The organism is uncultured Erythrobacter sp. (assembly GCF_947492365.1).
Lineage (GTDB): Bacteria > Pseudomonadota > Alphaproteobacteria > Sphingomonadales > Sphingomonadaceae > Erythrobacter.
Genome location: NZ_CANLMB010000001.1, coordinates 1,612,345 through 1,632,617, shown reverse-complemented (window position 1 = coordinate 1,632,617; position 20,273 = coordinate 1,612,345). Strand labels below are relative to the sequence as shown.

Annotated in this window: 31 protein-coding genes; 16 read left to right on the top strand and 15 right to left on the bottom strand. The window is 61.3% G+C overall.

The genetic code is table 11. From position 1 onward, the window contains the following. Complete coding sequence (leuC, locus tag Q0887_RS07920; RefSeq protein WP_299193789.1) at nucleotides 1–1,431, bottom strand: 3-isopropylmalate dehydratase large subunit; 1,431 nt, start codon at nucleotides 1,429–1,431, stop codon at nucleotides 1–3. 123 nt (nucleotides 1,432–1,554) lie between these two features. Between leuC and Q0887_RS07915 the strand changes: the two genes are divergently transcribed. The 6 genes from Q0887_RS07915 (at nucleotide 1,555) to Q0887_RS07890 (ending at nucleotide 5,282) form a co-directional block, all read left to right on the top strand. Next, a complete protein-coding gene (locus tag Q0887_RS07915) occupies nucleotides 1,555–1,956 on the top strand; it encodes a thioesterase family protein (RefSeq protein WP_299193787.1) in 402 nt (133 codons plus the stop codon). A 63-nt stretch (nucleotides 1,957–2,019) separates the two neighbouring features. Further along, complete coding sequence (locus Q0887_RS07910) at nucleotides 2,020–2,841, top strand: hypothetical protein (protein WP_299193785.1); 822 nt, start codon at nucleotides 2,020–2,022, stop codon at nucleotides 2,839–2,841. A gap of 43 nt (nucleotides 2,842–2,884) precedes the next feature. Continuing rightward, nucleotides 2,885–3,664, top strand: coding sequence for a fatty acid desaturase (locus tag Q0887_RS07905; protein WP_299193784.1), 780 nt, complete (start codon nucleotides 2,885–2,887; stop codon nucleotides 3,662–3,664). After that, a complete protein-coding gene (locus tag Q0887_RS07900; protein WP_299193782.1) occupies nucleotides 3,661–4,161 on the top strand; it encodes a sterol desaturase family protein in 501 nt (166 codons plus the stop codon). The genes Q0887_RS07905 and Q0887_RS07900 overlap by 4 nt, the downstream gene beginning before the upstream one ends. Before the next feature lie 21 nt (nucleotides 4,162–4,182). Continuing rightward, nucleotides 4,183–4,605 (top strand): hypothetical protein, encoded by a 423-nt coding sequence (locus Q0887_RS07895; RefSeq protein WP_299193780.1) that lies wholly within the window; start codon nucleotides 4,183–4,185, stop codon nucleotides 4,603–4,605. Nucleotides 4,606–4,931: 326 nt separating this feature from the next. Next, entirely contained in the window at nucleotides 4,932–5,282 is a 351-nt protein-coding gene (locus Q0887_RS07890; RefSeq protein WP_299193779.1) for a hypothetical protein, read from the top strand. A gap of 26 nt (nucleotides 5,283–5,308) precedes the next feature. Here Q0887_RS07890 and Q0887_RS15025 read toward each other — a convergent pair whose 3' ends face one another. The 14 genes from Q0887_RS15025 to Q0887_RS07815 all read right to left on the bottom strand — a co-directional run bounded on the left by Q0887_RS15025 (nucleotide 5,309) and on the right by Q0887_RS07815 (nucleotide 11,030). Further along, nucleotides 5,309–6,169, bottom strand: a complete 861-nt coding sequence (locus tag Q0887_RS15025; protein ID WP_363317649.1) for a GNAT family N-acetyltransferase — start codon at nucleotides 6,167–6,169, stop codon at nucleotides 5,309–5,311. Then, nucleotides 6,144–6,557, bottom strand: a complete 414-nt coding sequence (locus Q0887_RS07875) for a SufE family protein (RefSeq protein ID WP_299193777.1) — start codon at nucleotides 6,555–6,557, stop codon at nucleotides 6,144–6,146. Before Q0887_RS07875 ends, Q0887_RS15025 begins: the two co-directional genes overlap by 26 nt. A gap of 40 nt (nucleotides 6,558–6,597) precedes the next feature. Further along, nucleotides 6,598–6,849: a hypothetical protein gene (locus Q0887_RS07870; protein WP_299195285.1), complete on the bottom strand. Its 252-nt coding sequence runs from the start codon at nucleotides 6,847–6,849 to the stop codon at nucleotides 6,598–6,600. Beyond that, a complete protein-coding gene (locus tag Q0887_RS07865) occupies nucleotides 6,849–7,220 on the bottom strand; it encodes a hypothetical protein (protein ID WP_299193775.1) in 372 nt (123 codons plus the stop codon). Before Q0887_RS07865 ends, Q0887_RS07870 begins: the two co-directional genes overlap by 1 nt. Continuing rightward, a complete protein-coding gene (locus Q0887_RS07860; protein WP_299193773.1) occupies nucleotides 7,217–7,474 on the bottom strand; it encodes a hypothetical protein in 258 nt (85 codons plus the stop codon). Before Q0887_RS07860 ends, Q0887_RS07865 begins: the two co-directional genes overlap by 4 nt. Further along, complete coding sequence (locus tag Q0887_RS07855) at nucleotides 7,474–7,788, bottom strand: hypothetical protein (RefSeq protein ID WP_299193772.1); 315 nt, start codon at nucleotides 7,786–7,788, stop codon at nucleotides 7,474–7,476. Before Q0887_RS07855 ends, Q0887_RS07860 begins: the two co-directional genes overlap by 1 nt. After that, on the bottom strand, nucleotides 7,788–8,153 hold the full coding sequence (locus tag Q0887_RS07850) for a hypothetical protein (protein ID WP_299193770.1): 366 nt from the start codon (nucleotides 8,151–8,153) through the stop codon (nucleotides 7,788–7,790). The genes Q0887_RS07855 and Q0887_RS07850 overlap by 1 nt, the downstream gene beginning before the upstream one ends. Further along, the gene (locus Q0887_RS07845; protein WP_299193768.1) at nucleotides 8,150–8,518 is read right to left on the bottom strand and encodes a hypothetical protein; all 369 of its coding nucleotides are present in this window, start codon (nucleotides 8,516–8,518) and stop codon (nucleotides 8,150–8,152) included. Before Q0887_RS07845 ends, Q0887_RS07850 begins: the two co-directional genes overlap by 4 nt. Continuing rightward, nucleotides 8,518–8,838: a hypothetical protein gene (locus Q0887_RS07840; protein WP_299193766.1), complete on the bottom strand. Its 321-nt coding sequence runs from the start codon at nucleotides 8,836–8,838 to the stop codon at nucleotides 8,518–8,520. The genes Q0887_RS07845 and Q0887_RS07840 overlap by 1 nt, the downstream gene beginning before the upstream one ends. A 32-nt stretch (nucleotides 8,839–8,870) precedes the next feature. Continuing rightward, nucleotides 8,871–9,134 carry a hypothetical protein gene (locus Q0887_RS07835; RefSeq protein ID WP_299193765.1) on the bottom strand — a complete coding sequence of 88 codons (264 nt, stop codon included), beginning with the start codon at nucleotides 9,132–9,134 and terminating at the stop codon, nucleotides 8,871–8,873. A gap of 30 nt (nucleotides 9,135–9,164) precedes the next feature. Then, nucleotides 9,165–9,542 (bottom strand): envelope stress response membrane protein PspC, encoded by a 378-nt coding sequence (gene pspC / locus Q0887_RS07830; RefSeq protein WP_299193763.1) that lies wholly within the window; start codon nucleotides 9,540–9,542, stop codon nucleotides 9,165–9,167. Beyond that, a complete protein-coding gene (gene pspB, locus Q0887_RS07825) occupies nucleotides 9,539–9,841 on the bottom strand; it encodes an envelope stress response membrane protein PspB (RefSeq protein ID WP_299193762.1) in 303 nt (100 codons plus the stop codon). The genes pspC and pspB overlap by 4 nt, the downstream gene beginning before the upstream one ends. Nucleotides 9,842–9,843: 2 nt before the next feature. Continuing rightward, nucleotides 9,844–10,677 carry a phage shock protein PspA gene (gene pspA, locus Q0887_RS07820; protein WP_299195283.1) on the bottom strand — a complete coding sequence of 278 codons (834 nt, stop codon included), beginning with the start codon at nucleotides 10,675–10,677 and terminating at the stop codon, nucleotides 9,844–9,846. Nucleotides 10,678–10,862: 185 nt separating this feature from the next. After that, entirely contained in the window at nucleotides 10,863–11,030 is a 168-nt protein-coding gene (locus Q0887_RS07815; protein WP_299193760.1) for a hypothetical protein, read from the bottom strand. A 176-nt stretch (nucleotides 11,031–11,206) separates the two neighbouring features. On the opposite strand from Q0887_RS07815, the gene pspF reads away from it, so the two are divergent. The 10 genes from pspF (at nucleotide 11,207) to infB (ending at nucleotide 20,266) form a co-directional block, all read left to right on the top strand. Then, the gene (gene pspF / locus Q0887_RS07810) at nucleotides 11,207–12,268 is read left to right on the top strand and encodes a phage shock protein operon transcriptional activator (RefSeq protein WP_299193758.1); all 1,062 of its coding nucleotides are present in this window, start codon (nucleotides 11,207–11,209) and stop codon (nucleotides 12,266–12,268) included. A gap of 140 nt (nucleotides 12,269–12,408) precedes the next feature. Then, nucleotides 12,409–12,726: a hypothetical protein gene (locus tag Q0887_RS07805; RefSeq protein ID WP_299193757.1), complete on the top strand. Its 318-nt coding sequence runs from the start codon at nucleotides 12,409–12,411 to the stop codon at nucleotides 12,724–12,726. A gap of 12 nt (nucleotides 12,727–12,738) precedes the next feature. Then, the gene (locus tag Q0887_RS07800) at nucleotides 12,739–13,131 is read left to right on the top strand and encodes a hypothetical protein (RefSeq protein ID WP_299193755.1); all 393 of its coding nucleotides are present in this window, start codon (nucleotides 12,739–12,741) and stop codon (nucleotides 13,129–13,131) included. 105 nt (nucleotides 13,132–13,236) lie between these two features. Beyond that, on the top strand, nucleotides 13,237–13,656 hold the full coding sequence (locus tag Q0887_RS07795) for a PilZ domain-containing protein (RefSeq protein ID WP_299193753.1): 420 nt from the start codon (nucleotides 13,237–13,239) through the stop codon (nucleotides 13,654–13,656). A gap of 91 nt (nucleotides 13,657–13,747) precedes the next feature. Next, complete coding sequence (locus Q0887_RS07790) at nucleotides 13,748–14,071, top strand: metalloregulator ArsR/SmtB family transcription factor (protein ID WP_299193752.1); 324 nt, start codon at nucleotides 13,748–13,750, stop codon at nucleotides 14,069–14,071. After that, nucleotides 14,071–14,502, top strand: coding sequence for an ArsI/CadI family heavy metal resistance metalloenzyme (locus Q0887_RS07785; RefSeq protein WP_299193750.1), 432 nt, complete (start codon nucleotides 14,071–14,073; stop codon nucleotides 14,500–14,502). Before Q0887_RS07790 ends, Q0887_RS07785 begins: the two co-directional genes overlap by 1 nt. A gap of 206 nt (nucleotides 14,503–14,708) precedes the next feature. Beyond that, nucleotides 14,709–15,290: a ribosome maturation protein RimP gene (gene rimP, locus Q0887_RS07780; RefSeq protein WP_299193749.1), complete on the top strand. Its 582-nt coding sequence runs from the start codon at nucleotides 14,709–14,711 to the stop codon at nucleotides 15,288–15,290. Then, the gene (gene nusA, locus Q0887_RS07775; RefSeq protein WP_299193747.1) at nucleotides 15,290–16,951 is read left to right on the top strand and encodes a transcription termination factor NusA; all 1,662 of its coding nucleotides are present in this window, start codon (nucleotides 15,290–15,292) and stop codon (nucleotides 16,949–16,951) included. The genes rimP and nusA overlap by 1 nt, the downstream gene beginning before the upstream one ends. Further along, nucleotides 16,932–17,666: a DUF448 domain-containing protein gene (locus tag Q0887_RS07770; RefSeq protein ID WP_299193745.1), complete on the top strand. Its 735-nt coding sequence runs from the start codon at nucleotides 16,932–16,934 to the stop codon at nucleotides 17,664–17,666. The genes nusA and Q0887_RS07770 overlap by 20 nt, the downstream gene beginning before the upstream one ends. Nucleotides 17,667–17,740: 74 nt before the next feature. After that, nucleotides 17,741–20,266, top strand: coding sequence for a translation initiation factor IF-2 (infB, locus tag Q0887_RS07765; protein WP_299193743.1), 2,526 nt, complete (start codon nucleotides 17,741–17,743; stop codon nucleotides 20,264–20,266). The last annotated feature ends 7 nt before the right edge of the window (nucleotides 20,267–20,273 follow it).

The window sequence follows — 20,273 nt, the reverse complement described above, 5'->3', positions numbered from 1 at the left end:
TCAAACGAGTTCGCGCACATCTGTGAGCTTGCCCTTAACCGCAGCAGCTGCGGCCATAGCGGGGGAGAGCAGGTGGGTGCGCGCGCCGGGGCCTTGCCTGCCGACGAAATTGCGGTTGCTGGTCGAGGCGCAGCGTTCGCCTGCGGGCACTTTGTCGGGGTTCATGCCGAGACAGGCTGAGCAGCCCGGCTCGCGCCATTCGAAACCGGCATCGGTGAAGATGCGGTCGAGGCCTTCTTCCTCGGCCTGACGTTTCACCAGACCTGAGCCGGGGACTACGATGGCCCAGCGCACATTTTCCGCCTTGCGCCGTCCGTCGAGCACTTTGGCAGCGGCGCGCAAATCCTCGATCCGGCTGTTGGTGCAGCTGCCGATAAAGACGTTCTCGATTGCCACATCCTGCATCGCGGTGCCGGGGGTGAGGCCCATATAGTCGAGGCTCTTGGCCGCTGCGGCCCGCTTGCTTTCATCGGCAAAGCTGTCGGGCGAGGGCACTTGGCCGCCGATCGCCACGACGTCTTCGGGGCTGGTGCCCCAAGTAACGGTGGGGGCGATGTCAGCCGCGTCGATCACAACCGACTTGTCGAACTCGGCGCCTACATCGGTGTGCAGGCGCTTCCAATAAGCAAGCGCCGCATCCCAATCCGCACCCTTGGGCGCCAAGGGGCGACCTTTGAGATAGGCGAATGTTGTCTCGTCCGGCGCGATCAGGCCAGCGCGAGCGCCCGCTTCGATGCTCATATTGCTGACTGTCAGGCGTTCCTCGATGCTCAAATTCTCGAACACAGAGCCGCGATATTCGATCACGTGGCCGGTGCCGCCAGCCGCGCCGATCACACCGATGATATGGAGGATCACGTCCTTCGCGGTGATGCCCGGGCCAAGCTCGCCATCGACCCGCACCTCCATCGCTTTGGAGCGTTGGAGCAGCAGGGTTTGCGTGGCGAGCACATGTTCGACTTCGCTCGTCCCGATCCCGAATGCCAGCGCTCCCAGACCGCCGTGACAGGCAGTGTGCGAGTCTCCGCAAACGATGGTCGTGCCGGGCAGCGAGAAGCCCTGTTCGGGCCCGACAACATGGACGATGCCTTGCTCCGCTGAGGTCGCGTCGATGTAGCGGATGCCGAATTCGGGCGCGTTCTTCTCCAGCGCGGCAAGTTGCGCGGCGCTTTGCGGATCGGCGATGGGAAGGCGCTTTCCATCGGGGCCGATACGCGGGGTCGTGGGCAGATTATGGTCGGGCACCGCCAGCGTCAGCTCAGGGCGGCGCACCGTACGTCCAGCGATCCGAAGCGCCTCAAAGGCCTGCGGGCTGGTGACTTCATGCACCAGATGCCGGTCGATATAGATCAGCGCGGTCCCGTCATCGCGGGTTTCGACAACATGATCGTCCCATATCTTGGCGTAAAGAGTGCGGGGGGTACTCGCCATTTCGGCCTTTCCTGGTGCGTTGCCCGTCCGATTAGCGGCGCGGGGGGCATACTGGCAAGATTGCTGATCAATTCGGTGCATTTTGTCATGGAACTGAAAGCATTTTGCGCGTAACTGACACTCATGTCAGCAACACCCTTCAATTTTGCGATCAAAGTGCTCCCCGAAGACATCGACTTTATGGGGCACGTCAACAATGCGCGCTATCTCGGATGGGTGCAGGACGCGGTGCTGGCGCATTGGAACCGGCTGGCCCCGGCAGAGGAAGTGGCGAGCAAGGCGTGGGTCGCGCTTAAGCACGAGATCACCTATCGCAAGCCTGCATTCCTTGAGGATGACGTGATCGCGCAGACCGTGCTCGAACGCTTCAACGGCGCGCGCGCCTTCTACCGCACTGTCATCAGCCGCGGAGAGGACGTGCTGGCCGAAGTCCAGTCGAGCTGGTGCTGCATCGACGCCGAAACTCTGCGCCCCGCGCGGATTGGCGAGCATCTGCGCGAGTTCTTCTTCCCCGGCGAAGAGTGATGTAGGCTCGCTTTTCGCAAGGCGCTGATTCGTTTCAGAATTCGCTTGCAGAAGGGGTCGCAAATGAAGTTTGTCAAATTCATTATTGCCGGTATCAGCGCCAGCGCCGCTCTGGCCTTGGCAGCACCAGCGCATGCACAGGACAGCGATCAGCAGGCCGTGATCGAGCGTGCCGAGGAACTGGGCGAGCGCATCTACCTTTACGATCAGGCCGCATGGCACACCACCGACGCCATGCTTGAAGACCTCGCTGATCCGGCGGCTGCGGGCGTGCGCGGCTGGGTTGTGAACGCGGTCGCCGAAGCCGATGGCGGCGGGCACGAGGCGGTGTTCTTCCGCGAGGGACAAGACGGCCTCGAGGCGGCATGGTCGGGCCGCTATGACGGGCGGCGGGTCAGGGACGCGCGCACTTACGACAATGGTGAGCGCCCGCTCACCAGCGAAGAACGTGCGATGGCCGAGGCGCTCGATGCGCCGTTTTCGATCGAGACGGATTACTCGCTGTGTTCCGAGCGGATCAACCGCGTGGTGTTCCCGACGGGCAAGGCGGATGGCAGCCTCTATGTCTATCTGCTCGCCCCGCAGCCTGCGATGGACCAGATACCATTTGGCGGACACTTCCGCTTTGAAGTGCTGGATGGCGAGGTCGTGGATCACCGGCGCTTCACCAATTCGTGCCTCACCATGGCTCTGCGCGCCGAAGAAGGGCAGACTCCGGCGGCGCTCACCATATCACACCTGCTCGATGACACTCCAACCGAGATCCACGTCCTCTCGATGCTGGCGGCCCGCCTGCCGGTCTATGTGATGACGACCGGTAATGACCGGGTCTGGAGCGTCGAAGCGCGCGATGGCAAGCCGTCGATCGAGACGGTCGAGCGCTAGGCGGCGCTATGCAGGTTGGCCGGCCAGCTCTATAGGCTCCATCATGACGCAGGCCCGCTTTGACCTTCCCACCATGGCCACCCGGCGCGCAGTCGGACTGGTGCTGGCGGCGTTGATCGCGGGAAGCTGGCTGGCACTCCACGCCTATGCGATGTTCGTGTTCGAGCTGAGCTGGGCGAGCCTGCCTCAAGCGCTGGTGATGGCGGCGGTGCAATGCTGGCTGTCGGTCGGTGTGTTCATCGTCTGTCACGACGCGATGCATGGCAGTCTCGCGCCCGGCTGGCAGCGGCTCAATGCGGGGCTCGCGAGCGTGCTGTTGTTTCTCTACGCGGGCTTTCGCTGGCGGGTCCTGAGAGACGCGCATTTCGTCCATCACAAGCTGGCCGGGCATGCCGGCGATCCCGATTTCGACGAGGACAATCCGGCCAGCTTCGCGCGCTGGTATGCGACCTTCTTCAAACGCTATTTCGGGTGGCAGTCGCTGCTGTTCGTTCACGCAGTTGTCGGCGTCTACTGGCTCGTGATCGGCATTCCGATGGTGCAGATCGTGCTGCTCTATGGAGCGCCTGCGCTCCTGTCCTCGCTCCAGCTGTTCTACTTCGGCACCTACCGCCCGCATTACCATCGCTCGGGCGAGGCATTCGCCGACAGCCACAATGCGCGCACCGACGGGTTCGGGCGGTTGGCGAGCCTTATCACCTGCTTCCACTTCGGTTATCATCTGGAGCATCACCGCCGTCCCGACGTGCCGTGGTGGGCGCTGCCATCGGCGCGTGCGGCTGGTATTGGCGAGGTCGCAAATCAAGATGAGGCGCTCGCATGAGCTGGGTTGAAGCCATCGCAGTCACACTCGCCGCGCTGGTTGGCATGGAGCTGTTCGCCTGGTGGGCGCATAAGCACATCATGCATGGCTGGGGCTGGGCGTGGCACCGCGACCATCACGAACCGCATGACAACGTGCTGGAGAAGAACGACCTGTTCGGCGTCGTCTTCGCCGCGTTCGACATCGCGCTCTACCTGATCGGCGCGCTCTATTGGGAGCCGCTGTGGTGGATCGCGCTGGGCATCAACCTCTACGGCGTGCTCTACGCGCTGGTCCATGACGGGCTCGTTCATCAGCGCTTCTTCCGCTTCGTGCCCAAGGGCGGCTATGCCAAGCGGCTCGTTCAGGCGCACAAGCTCCACCATGCAACCATCGGCAAGGAGGGCGGTGTCAGCTTCGGCTTTGTCTTCGCGCGCGATCCGGCTAAGCTCAAGGCAGAATTGCAGGCGCAGGTGAAGGACGGGCTGGCCAAGGTCCGCGAGAGCGCCGGCGGATAGCAGCAGCGAGCGGGGGAGCAGATGGCGAGCGGCAATCCGAACATGACAGGCCAGTGGGACGGCGTATACTACTATCCTGACGTGCCCGAAGCGGGGCCGACCACCCCTTTCCTCGCAACCCTCACGGAAGACGCTCTGGTGGTGAAGGGAGAGGTCATCGAGCCCAACGAGTTCCACCCAGGCACTGCACGTGCGACGGTGCTGGGCCTGCGGATCGGGCGCTCTGTCCATTGGGAGAAGACCTACCACGACGCAGGCGAGGAGTATTGTGCAACCGTCCTCTATTTCGGCACGCTCAGCGAGGATTGCGACACGGTCACCGGCGAATGGAGCATCGAACATTGGGGCGGGCCGTTCGAGATGGTGCGCGCATCGGCGGCGCAGGAACCGGCCTCGCAATCGGCCGAGGCCGAATTGGAGATTGTCGCTGGCATCGAGCTTTGAGAGCGATGCGCGCTCGCGATTTGCTGGCTGACATGGACCGCGCAGGTGGGGTTTTTGAAAAACTTTCCCGCTCCTTCCAAACCGCGCATTTCCGCAGGGTTGAAGGGAATGTGGCGCTGCCAAAGTGTAACCTTTCCTATTTTGCCCGCTCGGCTCCGGCTGATTGAGCCGAGCGGGCGCATGCATCGACCTTAATTGAAAGGGTCAGAGCGAACTGCGCGACCAGCACCTTGCCAATCAGCTCCATGGTAATACGCGGGTAGGTGCATGTAGGAAATTGTAACCTGACACCGCTATCATCGCCGCATCGACGGAGAGAAAACATTGTGTCCGATACTCTGACCCTAAAAGGCCTTTGGAGCGGCAGCTTTCGCTATGATGCCTCGGATGATCTTGGTGGATACCCTTTCAAGGCGAAAATGGTCGCCCGTCAGGGTGCGCTATCCGGTCTTGTGATCGAGCCGCATCTTCTCGGCACCGGCGAGGTCAAAGCCGACATCGAAGGCGTGATCGAGGGCAGCGAGCTGCGTTTCGAAAAGCGCTACCGGTCCGACCTCGAAGATTATGGCCGAGTGGTCCATTACGAGGGCCACATTGCGCCCGACGGTCGCCGCATCACTGGCACATGGCGGCATTCGGAAAACAGGGGCATTTTCGAGATGTCACTTACGGCCTGACCGTCGCGGATTTGCGCTGCATCGGGTCAGCCCGCACATCGCAAATCCAGAGTCATGACCGGCAACACGCGCCCCGGGATCGAACCGGACGGCTCCTCGCCGACTTGCTCGAAACCCATCCGCTTGTAAAAGCCGGTCGCTTGCGGATCGGCGGTCACATGCATGATCCGCGCGCCTGATTGCGAGGCCAGCTCACGCGTATGGGCAAACAAAGCGCCCCCGATCCCGCCGCCAATCGCGTGCGGCTCGATAAACAGCTTTTCAAGATGCGCCTGATCGCCCTCGAGTATCAGATGCATCACGCCCACCATGGTTTCGCCATCATAGGCAAGCTCCACATGCCCACCGGCAAGGTCAGCAGGTGTCAGTGTCAACTCTTCGCGGCAGGCGGCGATGAAGGCTGCGTCATAGCCCCAATGCGCCTTGGACCGCAGGCAAAGCTCGCTGGCCTCGGCAAGGTCGGCTTCGCGCGCGGGTCTGATCGTTAGCGGCGTGTCGGGGGCTGTCAGACCCTCACTTCGGGTCGCAATCCATCCACCGGCGATCACGATCACGGCCACCGATATCCAGACCCAGGGATGGCCAATCGTGAACCAAGTGATGCCAACGCCAATCGCCATAGTTGTGAGCGCCGCCAGTTTGGCATTGCGCGAAATGATCCGGCGCTCCTGCCAGTCTCTGACTTGAGGGCCCCATTTGGGGTGCTCCAATATCCTGCGCTCCCATTCGGGATTGCTTCGCGCAAAGCAGAACACTGCCAGCAGCAGAAATGGGACTGTCGGCAAAAGCGGGAGAACAGCGCCAATGCCGCCGAGTGCGACACAGGTTAAGCCAGCGGCGAAATACAGCCGCCGCACCGTCCTATGCCGCAGCCAGCCGCGCCGCATGCTCCTGCACAAGCGCGATCATATTGGGGACGCCCTGCGTGCGGTTGCTCGATAGCTGGTTCTTTAGGTCAAAGGGCGAAAGCGCGCCCATCACGTCCATCGCGGCGACTTCGGTAGCTGGCCGGTCCTGCACCGCGGAAATAACCAGCGCGACAATCCCCTTGGTGATCGCGGCGTTGCTGTCGGCGAGGAAGTGGAGCTTGCCGCCGCCAGCTGTGTCGGTCGGGTAAACCCAGACCGCCGCCGAACATCCGCGCACCAATGTGGCGTCGGTTTTGAGGGCAGCGGGCATTTCCTCCAGCTCGCGCCCCAGCTCGATCAGCAGCCGGTAACGCTCATCGCCTTCGAGGAATTCGTATTCTTCTAAGATGTCATCAAGAGATCGCATGGCCGCGCATTTAGGGGGCGTGGCTGCGTAGGGGAAGGGGTTAAAGCTCAACTCCGCTGGCGATGGCTTCGAGCTTCTTGATCCGCTCTTTCATATCAGCCAGTTCGATCCGCGCTGCGCCGACAGAGGCGCCGCCTTCGATTTCGGTCTGGTGGTGGCCGGAATTCTGCCTGCGCTCAAGCTCCTGCTGCTTGAGTTCGAGCCAGCCCTGCCAGCCGCGCAGCAAGGCGAAGGCGACAACGACCAGGCCGACAAGACAGGCCGCAGCGATTACGAGGGTGGGTTCCATCATCATTTGCTCTGCTCCTCCCGCTTTGTGCCCGCGATAGTGGGCGCCGGTGGTTTGGGTGAGGGGGTTTCAAGTAGTGAAGGTTCTGACGGCGCGCGCAGCGCCTCGATTTCGGCGGCGATGCGCGCGCGTTCGCGGGCATCCATCGTGTTGGCATCGGTCGCGATCCGCTCAAGGACATGGAGCCGCTCGCGCAATTGCTCGATCTCGCGGCGGGTGTCCTCGATCTCGGCGCGCGATGAGTCGTCTTGCTTGCCAACAAAGGTTTCGTTGCCCGATTCATCGGAGATGATCCCGGCGCGTGCCTTGGCTGTTTGGACAATGCCCCAGACGACGATGGCGACAATTGCTACAACTACCCAACCCGCGCTCATTGCGCTTCTCCTTCACGCAGCGCTTCAATTTCGCCGGCAAGATCGACCGAGCGATCGGTCGCGATTCGCTCAAGCACGCGAACGCGGCTTTCGAGATCGAACTTGGGATCGCCCGCGTCGGACGTTTCGCCTGTGCTGGACTCAGCGCGATCGCGACGGCGGGTGAGCAGCCAGATTGCACTGGCACCAGCCAGTGCGGCAATGCCAGCAATCTGTATTGCGTCCCAGACCAGCGGAGTATCTGCTCCAAACATCAGCCCAGCTCCTTACTTTGTTGCTGCGCGATCCGAACGCCTTTGCCGGCGCGGTCGTCGCGCAGGGCTTCGATTTCGTCGGCAAGTGTGGCGCCGCGATCAGTGGCAAGACGTTCAAGCACCCGGACGCGGTCTTCGAGCATGTCGGTGCGGTCGGATACTTCGCTTGCTGCAGGGCCCTTGCTGCCGAGCAGCGAGGTCTCGCGCTCCCAGCGTTTGTGCGCCAGAATCTTGGCCGCCAGCGCGTTCACACCGATGCCAATGACAATCAGCATGACGATGATACTGGAAAAGATGATGGCAATCTCAGGCATCAGGCGGTCCCTTTATCCTTGCTGTGTTCGAGCCTGCGGTCTCTCAGAGCGTCGATCTCCGATGTCAGAGCGTAGCCGCTGTCGGTGACGATCCGCTCGACATTGGCGAGCCGGTCTTTCATCGAGCCAAGCTCGGCGCGCAGTTCGGCGTTTTCCTGGGTCAGCAGCACGACGCGCTGTTTGGTTTCGCCGTCGGTCGAGGGCTTCAATGCCTGACCCCATGCGCCGTCAAGCGGGTATCCGTTCTCGATCCGCAGACGGGTGGTGTGGATCCAGCCGTAAATCCCGCCCGCCGCGACCGCGAGGCCGCCGCCGATGATCCACGGCAGATGCGGGATGATTGTGGCTGCTGCATCGGGGCTCATGCCGATGGCTCCTTTTTGCCGAGGTCGAGCGGGACGCCGTTATCTTTGCGGGAGGTGCTGCGCACTGGTGTATCGCGTAGGGCCTCGATCTCTTCGGAGAGTGAATAGCCGCGATCGGTGACGATCTTTTCGAGCACGATCATGCGGTCCTGCATCGTATCGAGCTTGTCATTCAGCTCGCGGTTCTCAGCTTTGAGACGCTCGGCCTCGGCGCTGTCTGCGGCGCTTTTCTTGGGCAGGCTCTTGCCGCCCCACTCATCCTCAAGCTCGTAGCCGTGCTTGGCGCGGATCCAGTTGTTGAGGATCCATGCGCCATACGACACCGCGATGATGGCGATAACAAAGGAGGGACTGCCCCAGTCCATTATACCTGTTCCTTCTTTTCGATGTTGAGCGGGACGCCGCTGCCTGAGCGCTCGGATGAGTGTTCGACCTGACGCGTGTCGCGCAGCGCCTCGATCTGGGTTGCAATGTCATATCCGCGGTCGGTCACGATGCGTTCGAGCACCTGTACGCGGTCTTCGAGTCTCTGGATGTGCGAGGCATATTGCGCCGCTTTTTCAGCCGTGTGTTCGGCGGTCTTGTCGGACTGAATCTCGGCCATCTTCTGTTGGTGCTTCGCCCAAATCGCGACTATCGGGATCATCACACCAATGATCGGGATCAGTATCGCAATATTTTCCATTTTCTAATTGTCCCTCATTGGTGCGCGGCCAGTCAGCGCAGTCTTTCAATCTCTTCCGCCGTTCGCCGAGCGGGGTCGACGGCGATCTGTTCGAGTACGGCGAGACGGTCCTGCATGATCTCCACCGTTTCGCGCAGCTCGATATTCTCGTGCGTCAGCGCTTCATCCGTTTTCGATCCATACTTGATCTCGGCCATCTGGCGCCGGTGGCTGAGGAACATGCTTGTCAGTCCCATCACCCCGGCGAAACCCAGGATCACAAGCATTGCGTTGAGGAACAGTTCCTCGATCGGCATGGTTCAATCCCCCCTTCAAACTGTCCGCTATCAGCGCAGCTCTTCGATCTGCGCGGTCAGGCGCGGATTGTTGCTGACGTAATAGGTTTCGACATCCGCCAACCGGCGGTCGATATCGCGGAAACGGGCGCGGATTTCGCGGGCCGAGCGGCTCGGGCTTTGACGCACGCGCTGCCAGTATTGCTCTTCCTGAACATCGCGATAGAGATGCGGCGGTTTCTTTTTGAGAGCGATGCCGGCGATCAGATAGGCCGGAATTGACCAACCTCCTGTTGCGAAGACAGAGATGACTGCACCCACCCGGACCCAGAAACGGCTGACCCCGGTATATTCGGAGATCCCCGAGCACACACCAAACAATTTGGAATGCGCGCTGTCGCGGTAAAGTGTTGTGCGCGGGCTGTTCATTGGGTGGCTCCCTTTTTCTCGGCGAGCAATTGTTCAAGCTCGCGCAGTTGCTGGTTATCGGCGTCTTGGTCGGCCTGAAGGCGCTTGACCGGATTGAAGGTTGGATCGTCATGCGCAACGAGGCGCTCGACCGTGTCCATCCGCTCATCAAGCCGCTTGGCGAGGTTGTAGAGTTCCTCGAGCAGCACTTCGTCATCTGTGGTGATCGTTGCGGCGGTCTTCCACTTGGTGACGTAGTGCAGGATCAGCCACGGAAGGCCAATAAACAGCGCCGGGATGACAATTAGTTCGGCTTCCACCTTTATTCCCCTTTGTCGGAGGCGTCGGGCTTGCCGAGCGCCTTTTTCATTTCTGCAAGTTCATCATCGATCGCATCGGCGCCTGCCAGCGCGGCGATCTCGTCGGAGAGGGAGGGCGTGCCTTCCTCAGCGATACTCAGCGCATCGGCGCGCCCTTCGGCGAAATCGACGCGGCGTTCGAGCTGGTCGAAACGTGCCAGCGCCTCGTCGGTGCGCTCGGTGCTCATCAGCGTGCGCAGCTTGACGCGGTTCTCTGCACTCTCAAGGCGGGCAGCGATCTGCGTCTGGCGGCTGCGGGCTTCGCGCAGACGATGCTGGAGCTTCTGGATGTCGGCCTCGTAGGCGCGCAGCGCATCATCAAGCACTGCGATCTCGGCGCGCAGCTGGTCGCCCATGTCGCTCGCCTTTTTCTTCTCGACCAGAGCAGCGCGGGCCAGATCTTCGCGGTCTTTCGACAGCGCCAGCTGAGCCTTCTCGCCCCAGTCTTTCTGCAAGCGGTCAAGCTTGACCACGTGGCGATGCATCTCTTTCTGATCGGCAATCGTCCGCGCCGCGCTTGCCCGAACCTCGACCAGCGTCTCCTCCATTTCGAGGATGATCATGCGGATCATCTTCGACGGGTCGTCGGCATTGTCGAGCATGTCATTGAAGTTCGCGGCGATAATGTCACGAGTGCGGCTGAAAATGCCCATAAAGGCTACTCCATCTAGGAACGGGTTGGTGCGGCCATGCGATTCTTCGATCTCCCGGCCATTTTCGTGAGTTTGCGTCGGAGTGGGGCTCCTGCGCAAGGCCTCGATTTCCGCATCAAGCCGGGAGACCTTCGCTTTACGCAGTTCTTCCTTGGGGGCGTGCGGGGCTTCTGGGGAGAAGAAGGGTTGGACCGGAACGCTGCTGGTGTCGGCGTCGCGCTTCGGGGACTGCGCGTCGGCCTTCTCAGCATTCGCGACTGGAGTTTTGCGCTCCGGTCCGAGGGGAAGATCATCAGGCTTGCTCACCGTGTGTCTCTTAAGCCCTACGCTCAAGCCATCTCGACCAGCATGGTCGAAGTACCATGCGGCTGAGCCAGATCGGTGGGCGGGGTGACCAGGCTCATCTGGGTGGTGAGAGCGATCATGGCGGTCATCGCAGCGATGCTGGCAAGCGAGGCTTTGCCCAGTTTGCTGCTGAAGAATTCACGGTTGTACATGTGTCTGGCCCTTTCGGATGAATGTCTGAAACTGTTGCCAGAGTTATTGCAACCAGCGTGCCAAACTTGAAAAACCGCAGGAATTCTGGGGCTTTGCGCTATCCACGAAAATTCGTATTGGTTTCTATTGCCAACCATTGGGAATTTTCACTATAGGTTGGGTTAAGAGATATATAGTGGAACGCGAAAACCAGTTTATCGGCCAGTCTGGCGCCTTTCTCGACGCGGTCGAGCGTGCCAGCCGTGCTGCGCCGATGAGCCGTCCTGTGCTCGTCATTGGCGAGCGCGGGACCGGCAAGGAACTGATCGCCGAGCGTCTCCACCGCCTGTCCTCACGCTGGGACGAACCGCTGGTCACAATGAACTGCGCGGCGCTTCCCGAAACGCTGATCGAGGCCGAATTGTTCGGCCACGAAGCGGGGGCTTTCACCGGCGCTACCAAAGCGCGCGTGGGAAGGTTTGAGGAAGCCGATAAGGGCACTCTATTTCTCGACGAACTGGGCACTTTGTCGATGGGCGCGCAGGAACGGCTGCTGAGGGCGGTCGAATATGGCGAGGTCACGCGCATCGGATCCTCGCGCCCGATCCGCGTCGATGTGCGCATTGTTGCTGCGACCAATGACGATCTGCCTGCACTGGCGGAATCGGGCGAGTTTCGCGCCGACCTGCTCGACCGGTTGAGCTTTGAAGTGATCACACTGCCGCCCTTGCGAGTGCGCGAGGGCGATGTTGGCGTGCTTGCGGAATATTTCGCGCGGCGCATGGCGGCAGAGCTCGACTGGCACAGCTGGCCGGGCTTTGCGAACCATGTGATGGGGCAGCTTGAGGATTACGCCTGGCCCGGCAATGTGCGCGAGCTGCGCAATGTGGTGGAGCGCGCGGTCTATCGCTGGGACAATCCCGAAGCGCCGATCGCGCATGTCCAGTTTGACCCGTTTGACAGCCCGTGGAAGCCGATCGCGCCCTCGCACCGCCAGCCGCAAGCGCGGCCCGCTGCGCCGTCACCCGCTTCTGGTTCTGCCGGAACAGACAATGCGCAATCTGCGCCGGCTCCATCCGAACTGGAACATGTCGACGATCTGCGCGCCGCGGTCGATGCGCATGAGCGCGCGATTGTCGAACATGCGCTGGGCAAGCACCGCTGGAACCAGCGCCAGACCGCCAAGGCACTGGGCCTCAGCTATGACCAGCTGCGCCATGCGATCAAGAAACACGGTCTGCTGGAAGAGAGCGAGTAGCTCTTTCGTATTGCGTTTCACACGCGTCCCCCGCGCTTTCTCGCAACGCAACCTACGCCTCTAACCGCTTGTTTACCGTCCTGCGCTAAGCCTGCAGCTTCGGCAGCGAGGTCGGGAGTTTCCCGGCAAGAGGGGCGTTTATGCAGGCTTTGGTAGATCTGGTTGATAGTTTCACCGGCGTGGTCCGGCTCGTCATCCTTGCCATATTTGGCTTCGGAATTGTCGTGGCATTGTTCATGACGGTGACCTTCTCGGTCGTCGCGCCGAAGGTTGCCGAAGATTATGGCGAGCGCGCCGAAGCCTTTGGCGACCGCGCCATCGAAGCCGCCAGAGAAGAAGCCCGAGCCCGCGATCTTGCCGATGACGGTTGGGGCTATGACCAGCCGCGCTCCCATGAAGGCCGCTCGCGCGATGCCGATGGCGAAGCTGTCGGCGGCTGGGCCGAAGACGGGCGCTGAGTATCAGGTGAAATGACAGGCACCGATATGATCGAGGAACGGATAGAAGACAAAGAGCGCGCGGCACCGCGGATGGCGCTAAGCCTGCCGGGCGAGTTTATCGGTGTTCAGAGCACCCAGCGCTGCATCATCACCAATTTCTCTCGCACTGGCGCGCTGATCGCACTGGCCGAGCCGTTCAAAACGGCTTCGCGCGGCTATCTGCGCTGCGGCCCGATCGATCACTTCATGGTTGTGCGGCGGATGGGTCAGGGCACCAACGCGCTCGAATTCATCGATCCGATCACCGACAGCTTTGTCTTCAGCATCCGCAAGTTGCAGGAACAATTTGCCGAGCACGAACAGGCCGAATTGCTTGAGACGGTTCGGCGCTGGGCCACCGGTTCGAACACCGGCCGCTTGTGACCGCTCCGGGCGCGGTGCGCTGAGAGGCTGCTCCTCGTTCCTAGATGGGAATGCCTAGCCGGTTGGTGAGCAAAGGTTGAGCATGTGGAGATACCACTCGCGCTCATGACTCAAGCCGCATCGTCCGCAAATGGCCCACACGAAGGCGATACAGCGCACTCCATCGGGCGGCGCCAGGCTGCGCGGCTCAGGCTTTCCATTCCCGCGCGGCTCGTGACCCTTTCTGATACGCGCCACTGTATCCTGATCGACCTGTCGCGCACCGGCGCGCAGATCGGTCTCGAAGAACCGCTCGAAGAAGGTGAAAACGCCTTCCTCCAGATCGATGGGTTGGACGAGTTTGCCGAAGTTGTTCGATCAGACATCGGACCTTTGGGCGGGATCAACGGGGTCGTTTTCGAAGAACCTCTTTCCGATGAACAGGTCATCAGCGTCCGTCGTTTTTCAGAGTCCTTGGAAACGAGAGAAAGACAGGCATTCCGTTCGGAAGTGCGCGCCTGGGTAACTGGCTGCGAGCTGAAGTAGAATGCCCGAATATCAGGGCGAGGGGCTTGACTTCCTTCAATGATTCGATATTTCCAGAATTATGGAAATAAAAGAAGCCACCGCTGACCACATGATCGCCGTCAAACAGCTTGCCGCGCTCGCGCAAGAGCACCGGCTCGACGTTTTTCGCGCTCTGGTGAAGGCAGGTAATACCGGCCTTGCAGCCGGACAGATCGCGATGAAGCTCGGCCTGCCTGCAAGCTCGCTGTCTTTTCACCTCTCGCATCTGCGCGAATCCGGTCTGGTCAGTGACGAGCGTCAGGGCCGTTCGATCATCTACCGCGCCAATTTTGGCCGGATGCAGGGGCTGCTCGATTATCTCCTCAAAGAATGCTGCGCGGACGAAGATTGCACCGACAATCTGGTCGCGGCACAGCTCGCAAGGAAAGTGTGATGAAACGACTTCATGTAAGCCTCGGCGTCAGCGATCTGGCGGCCTCGACCCGGTTCTATTCCGCCATGTTTGGCCACGCCCCGACGCTGGAGCGCGATGGCTATGCGCAATGGGAACTCGAAGATCCTTCGGTCAATTTCGTGATCGAGGCCTCGGCTGATCGGCACGGGGTGACGCATCTGGGGGTTCAGGCCTCGAACGAGCAGGAGCTGCAAGAGCAATATACCCGCGTCGATGCGACGGGGCACGAAGTCCTCGACCAGGGCGACACGCAATGCTGCTACGCCAAATCGACCAAGAATTGGGTGAGCGATCCGGACGGAACCTTGTGGGAGACCTTCCAGACGCACAGCCGCAGCGATGAATATGGCGAAGTGCTCGCCGCAGAGCAGGTGCCTGCACCGCAAAGACAGTCGGCTGGCTGCTGCTAACACTTCAACGCCAATCCAAAGCGAGCGGGGGGCGGTTTGACACCGTTCCCCGCTTTGCCTTCAATAGCCCTTGCATTGCGGCGATCACGCGCCTAACTGCATGTCCATCCCGACATTGTCGAACACTGAAGGGGCTGGCGCCGAGAGGGGCCGGCACCAACGGCCCGTGTTCGAACGATGTCTGAACCAAACGCTTAACGGACTGCATGACAGATATTGCGCGCCTGACTGACCTGATCGAACCGGAAGCGGAAGCTTTGGGTTTTGAACTCGTGCGCGTGAAGATGGTGCCGTCCGAAGCGGGTGACGGCGGCGAGGCTTTGCAGATCATGGCCGAAGACCCCGCAACCGGTCAGCTGGTGATCGAGCAATGCGCCGCGCTGTCGCGCCGTGTCTCCGAAATGATGGATGCGCGCGAGGAAGCAGGCGAGACGCTTGTTGAAGGGGCCTTTCACCTCGAAGTCAGCTCGCCCGGCATCGACCGCCCGCTGACGCGTGAGAAAGACTTTGCCAATTGGGCAGGTCACGAAGCGCGGATCGTCATGGCGAAAAGCTACGCCAAGGATGCCGACGTCAAGCGGACCTATAAGGGCGAGCTTGTCGGGATCGAATCTGGTATGGTCGCAATTGACGATGCCAAGACGGGGCGCGCGACGCTGCCCCGCAATGAAATTCACAGCGCAAAGCTCGTCCTCACCGACGCGCTGATCGCTGCTACCAAACCTGTCGACGCCAGCGGCGCCGATGAAGTGATCGAAGACACTCAAGAAGAAAAGGCAGACGACTGATGGCCAGTGCCATTTCCGCCAACAAGGCAGAACTGCTCGCAATTGCGAACTCCGTTGCATCGGAGAAAATGATCGACAAAAGCATCGTGATCGAAGCGATGGAAGAAGCGATCCAGAAGTCCGCGCGCAACCGCTACGGTGCCGAAAACGACATCCGCGCAAAGCTCGATCCCGTAACCGGCGATCTGACGCTGTGGCGCGTTGTCGAAGTCGTCGAAGAGGTTGAGGATTACTTCAAGCAGGTGGACCTGAAACAGGGCCAGAAACTGCAGGAAGGCGCCGCGCTTGGCGACTTCATCGTCGATCCGCTGCCGCCGGTCGATCTGGGCCGCATCGACGCGCAAAGCGCCAAGCAGGTGATCTTCCAGAAGGTCCGCGATGCCGAGCGTGAGCGTCAGTTCGAAGAGTTCAAGGACCGCGCGGGCGAGGTTATCACCGGCGTGATCAAATCGGTCGAGTTCGGCCATGTGATCGTCAATTTGGGCCGCGCCGAGGGCGTCATTCGCCGCGACCAGCAGATCCCGCGCGAAGCCGCTCGCGTCGGAGAACGCGTCCGCGCGCTCATCACCAAGGTGGAGCGCAACAATCGCGGTCCGCAGATCTTCCTGTCGCGCGCCGCGCCTGATTTCATGCGCAAGCTGTTCGCGCAGGAAGTGCCCGAAATCTACGACGGCATTATCGAGATCAAGGCCGCTGCCCGCGATCCCGGCAGCCGCGCCAAGATCGGCGTCATCTCGCATGACAGCTCGATCGATCCGGTCGGCGCCTGTGTCGGCATGAAGGGTAGCCGCGTTCAGGCCGTCGTGCAGGAATTGCAGGGCGAAAAGATCGACATCATTCCGTGGTCGGAAGAAACCGCGACCTTCGTCGTCAACGCGCTCCAGCCTGCAACGGTTGCGCGTGTTGTTCTCGACGAGGAAGAAAACCGCATCGAGGTTGTCGTTCCTGACGACCAGCTCAGCCTCGCCATCGGCCGCCGCGGCCAGAATGTCCGTCTCGCCAGTCAGCTGACCGGTCACCAGATCGACATCATGACCGAGGAAGAGGCTTCCGAAAAGCGCACCAAGGAATTCGCCGAGCGCTCCAAGATGTTCGAAGAAGAACTCGACGTCGACGAAACGCTTTCGCAGCTGCTGGTGGCCGAAGGCTTCGCCGAGCTTGAAGAGGTTGCTTACGTCCAGCTTGAAGAACTCGCCGCGATCGAAGGCTTTGACGAAGAACTCGCCGAAGAGCTTCAGAACCGCGCGCTCGAAGCGATCGAGCGTCAGGAGGAAGCGCATCGCATCACCCGCCGTGAACTCGGCGTGGAAGACGGGCTCGCAGAAATGCCGCACCTGTCCGAAGCGATGCTGGTCACGCTTGGTAAGGCCGGGATCAAGACGCTTGATGATCTTGCCGACCTCGCCACGGACGAGCTGATCGCCAAGAAGCGTGAAGCTCCGCGCCGCCGCAACAACTCGCCTGACGGCCCGCCCATGCGGCGTCCCCCGCAGCGCGAGCAGGATAAAGGCGGCGTGCTGGGTGAGTATGGCCTCTCAGAAGAGCAGGGCAACGAGATCATCATGGCTGCGCGCGCGCACTGGTTCGAAGATGAGGAGCCGGCTGCGGCTCCCGCTGAGCCTGACAATCAGGAGGCCGCCGATGCGGACTCCACCCAATGAGCGCGTAAGTTCCGACATCGCTGAACGGCCAGCTCCCGGTTCAAAAGCAGACAATGCTTCCGGGAGCGAGCGCCGCTGTGTGCTTTCGGGCGAGGTTTCGCCGCGCGAAGAGCTGATCCGGCTTGCCATCTCACCGACCGGCGAAGTGCTGCCAGATCCCGCTGGCAAAGCGCCGGGACGGGGTGCCTGGATCGCGCCTGACCGCGCCGCGCTTGAAAGTGCGATGGCGGGTGGCCATCTCAAGGGCGCATTAAACCGGGCATTCAAGGGCGGACCGGACGGGGTAAGCCTTTCCTACAGCGACAATTTGGCCCAAGCACTCGCCGACGGGCTGACCCGCAATCTGCTGGACCGGCTGGGGCTGGAACTGCGCGGCTGCAATATCGTGCTGGGTTCATCGCGGATCGAGGAACAGGCGCGCACCGGGCGCATCGCCTTGCTCCTCCATGCGCGCGACAGCAGCGAAGACGGGCGTAAAAAGCTCGATCAGGCGTGGCGCGTGGGCTCGGACGCCGAAGGGTCGGGAATGCGCGGCACCGTCTTGCCACTGGACCGCGATGCGCTGTCTGTGGCATTGGGCCGCGAAAATGTCGTCCATTTGGGCGTTTCGGGCCAGAGCGGGCCGCGCAATACAGGGCGCAGCTCGGCAGCGGGCCGGATTGGGCAGGCGGTCACACGCCTGTCGCGATACCTGGGGAGCGATCCTCCCCGATAGCGGCCCCAATTGATACACGGCGCGCAGCGACCTGCGCGGACGACTTGGAATTTTTGAAGGACTTGACTGCTAGCATGAGCGACGAACCAGAAAAACGCACCCGTAAACCGCTGAGCCTGAAAGGTGCCCAGCCAGGCGAGGTCAAACAGACCTTTAGCCATGGCCGGACCAACAAGGTTGCGGTCGAGGTGAAGCGCAAGCGCAAGCTCGTCAAACCGGGCGAAGCGCCTCCGCCGCCTGCGCCTGAGCCGACACCCGAGCCCGCGCCCGCTCCCGTAGCGCAATCGCCCAAGCCGGCTGCGCCCAAAAAGCCCGCCGCCTCTGCCGAAACCGCGCAAGAGCGCGTCGCACGCATGCAGCGCGAGGCTGAGGAAGCACGCCTTAAAATGGCCGAAGAGGCCCGCAAGCGCGACGATCAGAAGGCCAAGCAGAGCGCCGAAGAAGAGAAGAAGCGCGCAGCTGAGAACAAGAAGGCCGAGGCCGAAGCCGAGAAACGCGCCGCTGAAGAAACCAATGCTGCAGCCGAGGCTGAAGCCGCTCCAGCCGCCGAAGCCGAAGAGGCTCCCGCTGATCCGGGCAGCCCGACGCCCGCCGCTCGTAAGTTCACGCCAGTCGCTCGGCCTGAACCCAAGCGTCCGGAAAAGAAGAAGAAAGAAGACAAGCGCGCTGCCAAGGATACTGGCGGCGGCAATGACAAGCGCCGTTCTGGCAAACTGACCGTCACCAAAGCGCTGAACGAGGATGAAGGCCGCCGTGCGCGGAGCCTCGCCGCGCTCAAACGTGCGCGTGAAAAAGAGCGCCGCCTGCAAGGTGGTGGCTCCTCCAAGCCGCGCGAGAAGCAGGTTCGCGACGTTGTCGTTCCCGAAGCCATCACCGTGGGCGAACTCGCCAAACGGATGGGCGAAAAGGGCGCGGACCTAGTCAAAGAGCTGTTCAATCTCGACATGATGGTCACCGTCAACCAGACGATCGATCAGGACACCGCAGAGCTGCTGGTCGAACAGTTCGGCCACAATATCCAAAAGGTCTCAGAGGCCGATGTCGACATCGCCGACGAAGAGGATGCGGATCCGGCAGAAACGCTGAAACCGCGTCCGCCGGTCGTCACGATCATGGGCCATGTCGATCACGGCAAGACCTCGCTGCTTGATGCCCTGCGCGGTGCCAATGTGGTGAAGGGTGAAGCCGGTGGGATTACCCAGCATATCGGCAGCTATCAGATCACGACGAAGGACAAGCAGAAGATCACCTTCCTCGACACGCCGGGCCACGCCGCATTCTCGGAAATGCGTGCGCGCGGTGCCAATGTGACCGATATCGTGGTTCTGGTTGTCGCCGCCGATGACGGCATTATGCCGCAGACGATCGAGGCGATTAATCACACCAAGGCCTCCGGCGTTCCGATGATCGTTGCGATCAACAAGATGGACAAGCCAGAGGCCAATCCGGACAATATCCGCACCCGCCTGCTCGAACACGAAGTGATCGTGGAATCGATGTCGGGTGATGTGCAGGATGTCGAGATTTCGGCGCTTAAGAAAACCGGCCTTGATGACCTGATCGAGAAGATCAATCTTCAGGCCGAACTGCTCGAGCTTAAGGCCCGCCCGGACCGCGATGCCGATGCAACCGTGATCGAAGCGCAGCTCGACAAGGGCCGCGGTCCTGTCGCAACTGTGCTGGTGACGCGCGGCACGCTGAAGCGCGGCGACACATTCGTCGTCGGCACCGAAAGCGGCCGTGTGCGCGCCATCGTCAACGATCAGGGCAAGCAGATCAAGGAAGCTGGCCCCTCGATGCCGGTCGAAGTCCTCGGCCTTGGCGGCGTGCCGTCAGCCGGTGACAAGCTGACCGTGGTCGAGAACGAACAGCGTGCGCGCGAAGTTGCGCAATATCGTCAGGAAAAGGCGACGGAAAAGCGCACCGCGCTCGCCCCGACCAGCTTCGATACGATGTTCAACAACCTCGCATCGAATGTGATCGAATGGCCCGTTCTGGTGAAGGCCGATGTGCAAGGCTCGGTCGAAGCGATCGTCAACGCGCTGCACAATATCTCGAATGACGAGATCAAGGTGCGCGTTCTCAACGCTGGCGTGGGTGCGATTACCGAAAGCGACGTGACGCTCGCGGCGGCATCGAACGCGCCGATCATCGGCTTTAATGTTCGTCCGAATGCGAAAGCGCGCGACCTCGTCAAACGCGACGGCGTGCGGATGATGTATTACGATGTGATCTATCACCTCACCGACGAAGTCGCGAAAGAGATGGCTGGCGAGCTTGGCCCCGAACGGATCGAAACCGTGGTTGGCCGTGCCGACGTCAAGGAAGTCTTCCGCTCGGGCAAGAAGGACAAGGCTGCCGGCCTGCTCGTCACCGAAGGCGTCATCCGCAAAGGTCTCCACGCGCGTCTCACCCGCGAAGATGTCATTGTTTCAGCAACGACCATCGCCTCGCTGCGGCGCTTCAAGGACGACGTGGACGAAGTCCGCTCGGGCCTCGAATGCGGCGTTGTGCTGGAAGACACGAACGACATCCAGCCGGGCGACAGCCTCGAAATCTTCGAGGTCGAACTGCGCGAACGGACGTTGGAGGTTGGCTAAGGTCTGA

What these genes read in the sequence shown, in the direction of transcription:
- Q0887_RS07850 (WP_299193770.1), bottom strand. Translation starts at nt 8,153, where the DNA reads ATGAGCCCCGATGCAGCAGCCACAATCATCCCGCATCTGCCGTGGATC.
- Q0887_RS07860 (WP_299193773.1), bottom strand. Translation starts at nt 7,474, where the DNA reads ATGTTTGGAGCAGATACTCCGCTGGTCTGGGACGCAATACAGATTGCT.
- nusA (WP_299193747.1), top strand. Translation starts at nt 15,290, where the DNA reads ATGGCCAGTGCCATTTCCGCCAACAAGGCAGAACTGCTCGCAATTGCG.
- Q0887_RS07915 (WP_299193787.1), top strand. Translation starts at nt 1,555, where the DNA reads ATGTCAGCAACACCCTTCAATTTTGCGATCAAAGTGCTCCCCGAAGAC.
- Q0887_RS07855 (WP_299193772.1), bottom strand. Translation starts at nt 7,788, where the DNA reads ATGCCTGAGATTGCCATCATCTTTTCCAGTATCATCGTCATGCTGATT.
- Q0887_RS07870 (WP_299195285.1), bottom strand. Translation starts at nt 6,849, where the DNA reads ATGATGGAACCCACCCTCGTAATCGCTGCGGCCTGTCTTGTCGGCCTG.
- Q0887_RS07910 (WP_299193785.1), top strand. Translation starts at nt 2,020, where the DNA reads ATGAAGTTTGTCAAATTCATTATTGCCGGTATCAGCGCCAGCGCCGCT.
- rimP (WP_299193749.1), top strand. Translation starts at nt 14,709, where the DNA reads ATGACAGATATTGCGCGCCTGACTGACCTGATCGAACCGGAAGCGGAA.
- Q0887_RS07895 (WP_299193780.1), top strand. Translation starts at nt 4,183, where the DNA reads ATGGCGAGCGGCAATCCGAACATGACAGGCCAGTGGGACGGCGTATAC.
- leuC (WP_299193789.1), bottom strand. Translation starts at nt 1,431, where the DNA reads ATGGCGAGTACCCCCCGCACTCTTTACGCCAAGATATGGGACGATCAT.
- Q0887_RS07790 (WP_299193752.1), top strand. Translation starts at nt 13,748, where the DNA reads ATGATCGCCGTCAAACAGCTTGCCGCGCTCGCGCAAGAGCACCGGCTC.
- Q0887_RS07815 (WP_299193760.1), bottom strand. Translation starts at nt 11,030, where the DNA reads ATGTACAACCGTGAATTCTTCAGCAGCAAACTGGGCAAAGCCTCGCTT.
- Q0887_RS07805 (WP_299193757.1), top strand. Translation starts at nt 12,409, where the DNA reads ATGCAGGCTTTGGTAGATCTGGTTGATAGTTTCACCGGCGTGGTCCGG.
- Q0887_RS07785 (WP_299193750.1), top strand. Translation starts at nt 14,071, where the DNA reads ATGAAACGACTTCATGTAAGCCTCGGCGTCAGCGATCTGGCGGCCTCG.
- Q0887_RS07840 (WP_299193766.1), bottom strand. Translation starts at nt 8,838, where the DNA reads ATGGAAAATATTGCGATACTGATCCCGATCATTGGTGTGATGATCCCG.
- infB (WP_299193743.1), top strand. Translation starts at nt 17,741, where the DNA reads ATGAGCGACGAACCAGAAAAACGCACCCGTAAACCGCTGAGCCTGAAA.
- Q0887_RS07875 (WP_299193777.1), bottom strand. Translation starts at nt 6,557, where the DNA reads ATGCGATCTCTTGATGACATCTTAGAAGAATACGAATTCCTCGAAGGC.
- Q0887_RS07835 (WP_299193765.1), bottom strand. Translation starts at nt 9,134, where the DNA reads ATGCCGATCGAGGAACTGTTCCTCAACGCAATGCTTGTGATCCTGGGT.
- Q0887_RS07845 (WP_299193768.1), bottom strand. Translation starts at nt 8,518, where the DNA reads ATGGACTGGGGCAGTCCCTCCTTTGTTATCGCCATCATCGCGGTGTCG.
- Q0887_RS07905 (WP_299193784.1), top strand. Translation starts at nt 2,885, where the DNA reads ATGACGCAGGCCCGCTTTGACCTTCCCACCATGGCCACCCGGCGCGCA.
- pspC (WP_299193763.1), bottom strand. Translation starts at nt 9,542, where the DNA reads ATGAACAGCCCGCGCACAACACTTTACCGCGACAGCGCGCATTCCAAA.
- Q0887_RS07800 (WP_299193755.1), top strand. Translation starts at nt 12,739, where the DNA reads ATGACAGGCACCGATATGATCGAGGAACGGATAGAAGACAAAGAGCGC.
- Q0887_RS07865 (WP_299193775.1), bottom strand. Translation starts at nt 7,220, where the DNA reads ATGAGCGCGGGTTGGGTAGTTGTAGCAATTGTCGCCATCGTCGTCTGG.
- Q0887_RS07900 (WP_299193782.1), top strand. Translation starts at nt 3,661, where the DNA reads ATGAGCTGGGTTGAAGCCATCGCAGTCACACTCGCCGCGCTGGTTGGC.
- Q0887_RS07770 (WP_299193745.1), top strand. Translation starts at nt 16,932, where the DNA reads ATGCGGACTCCACCCAATGAGCGCGTAAGTTCCGACATCGCTGAACGG.
- Q0887_RS15025 (WP_363317649.1), bottom strand. Translation starts at nt 6,169, where the DNA reads ATGCGGCGCGGCTGGCTGCGGCATAGGACGGTGCGGCGGCTGTATTTC.
- Q0887_RS07795 (WP_299193753.1), top strand. Translation starts at nt 13,237, where the DNA reads ATGACTCAAGCCGCATCGTCCGCAAATGGCCCACACGAAGGCGATACA.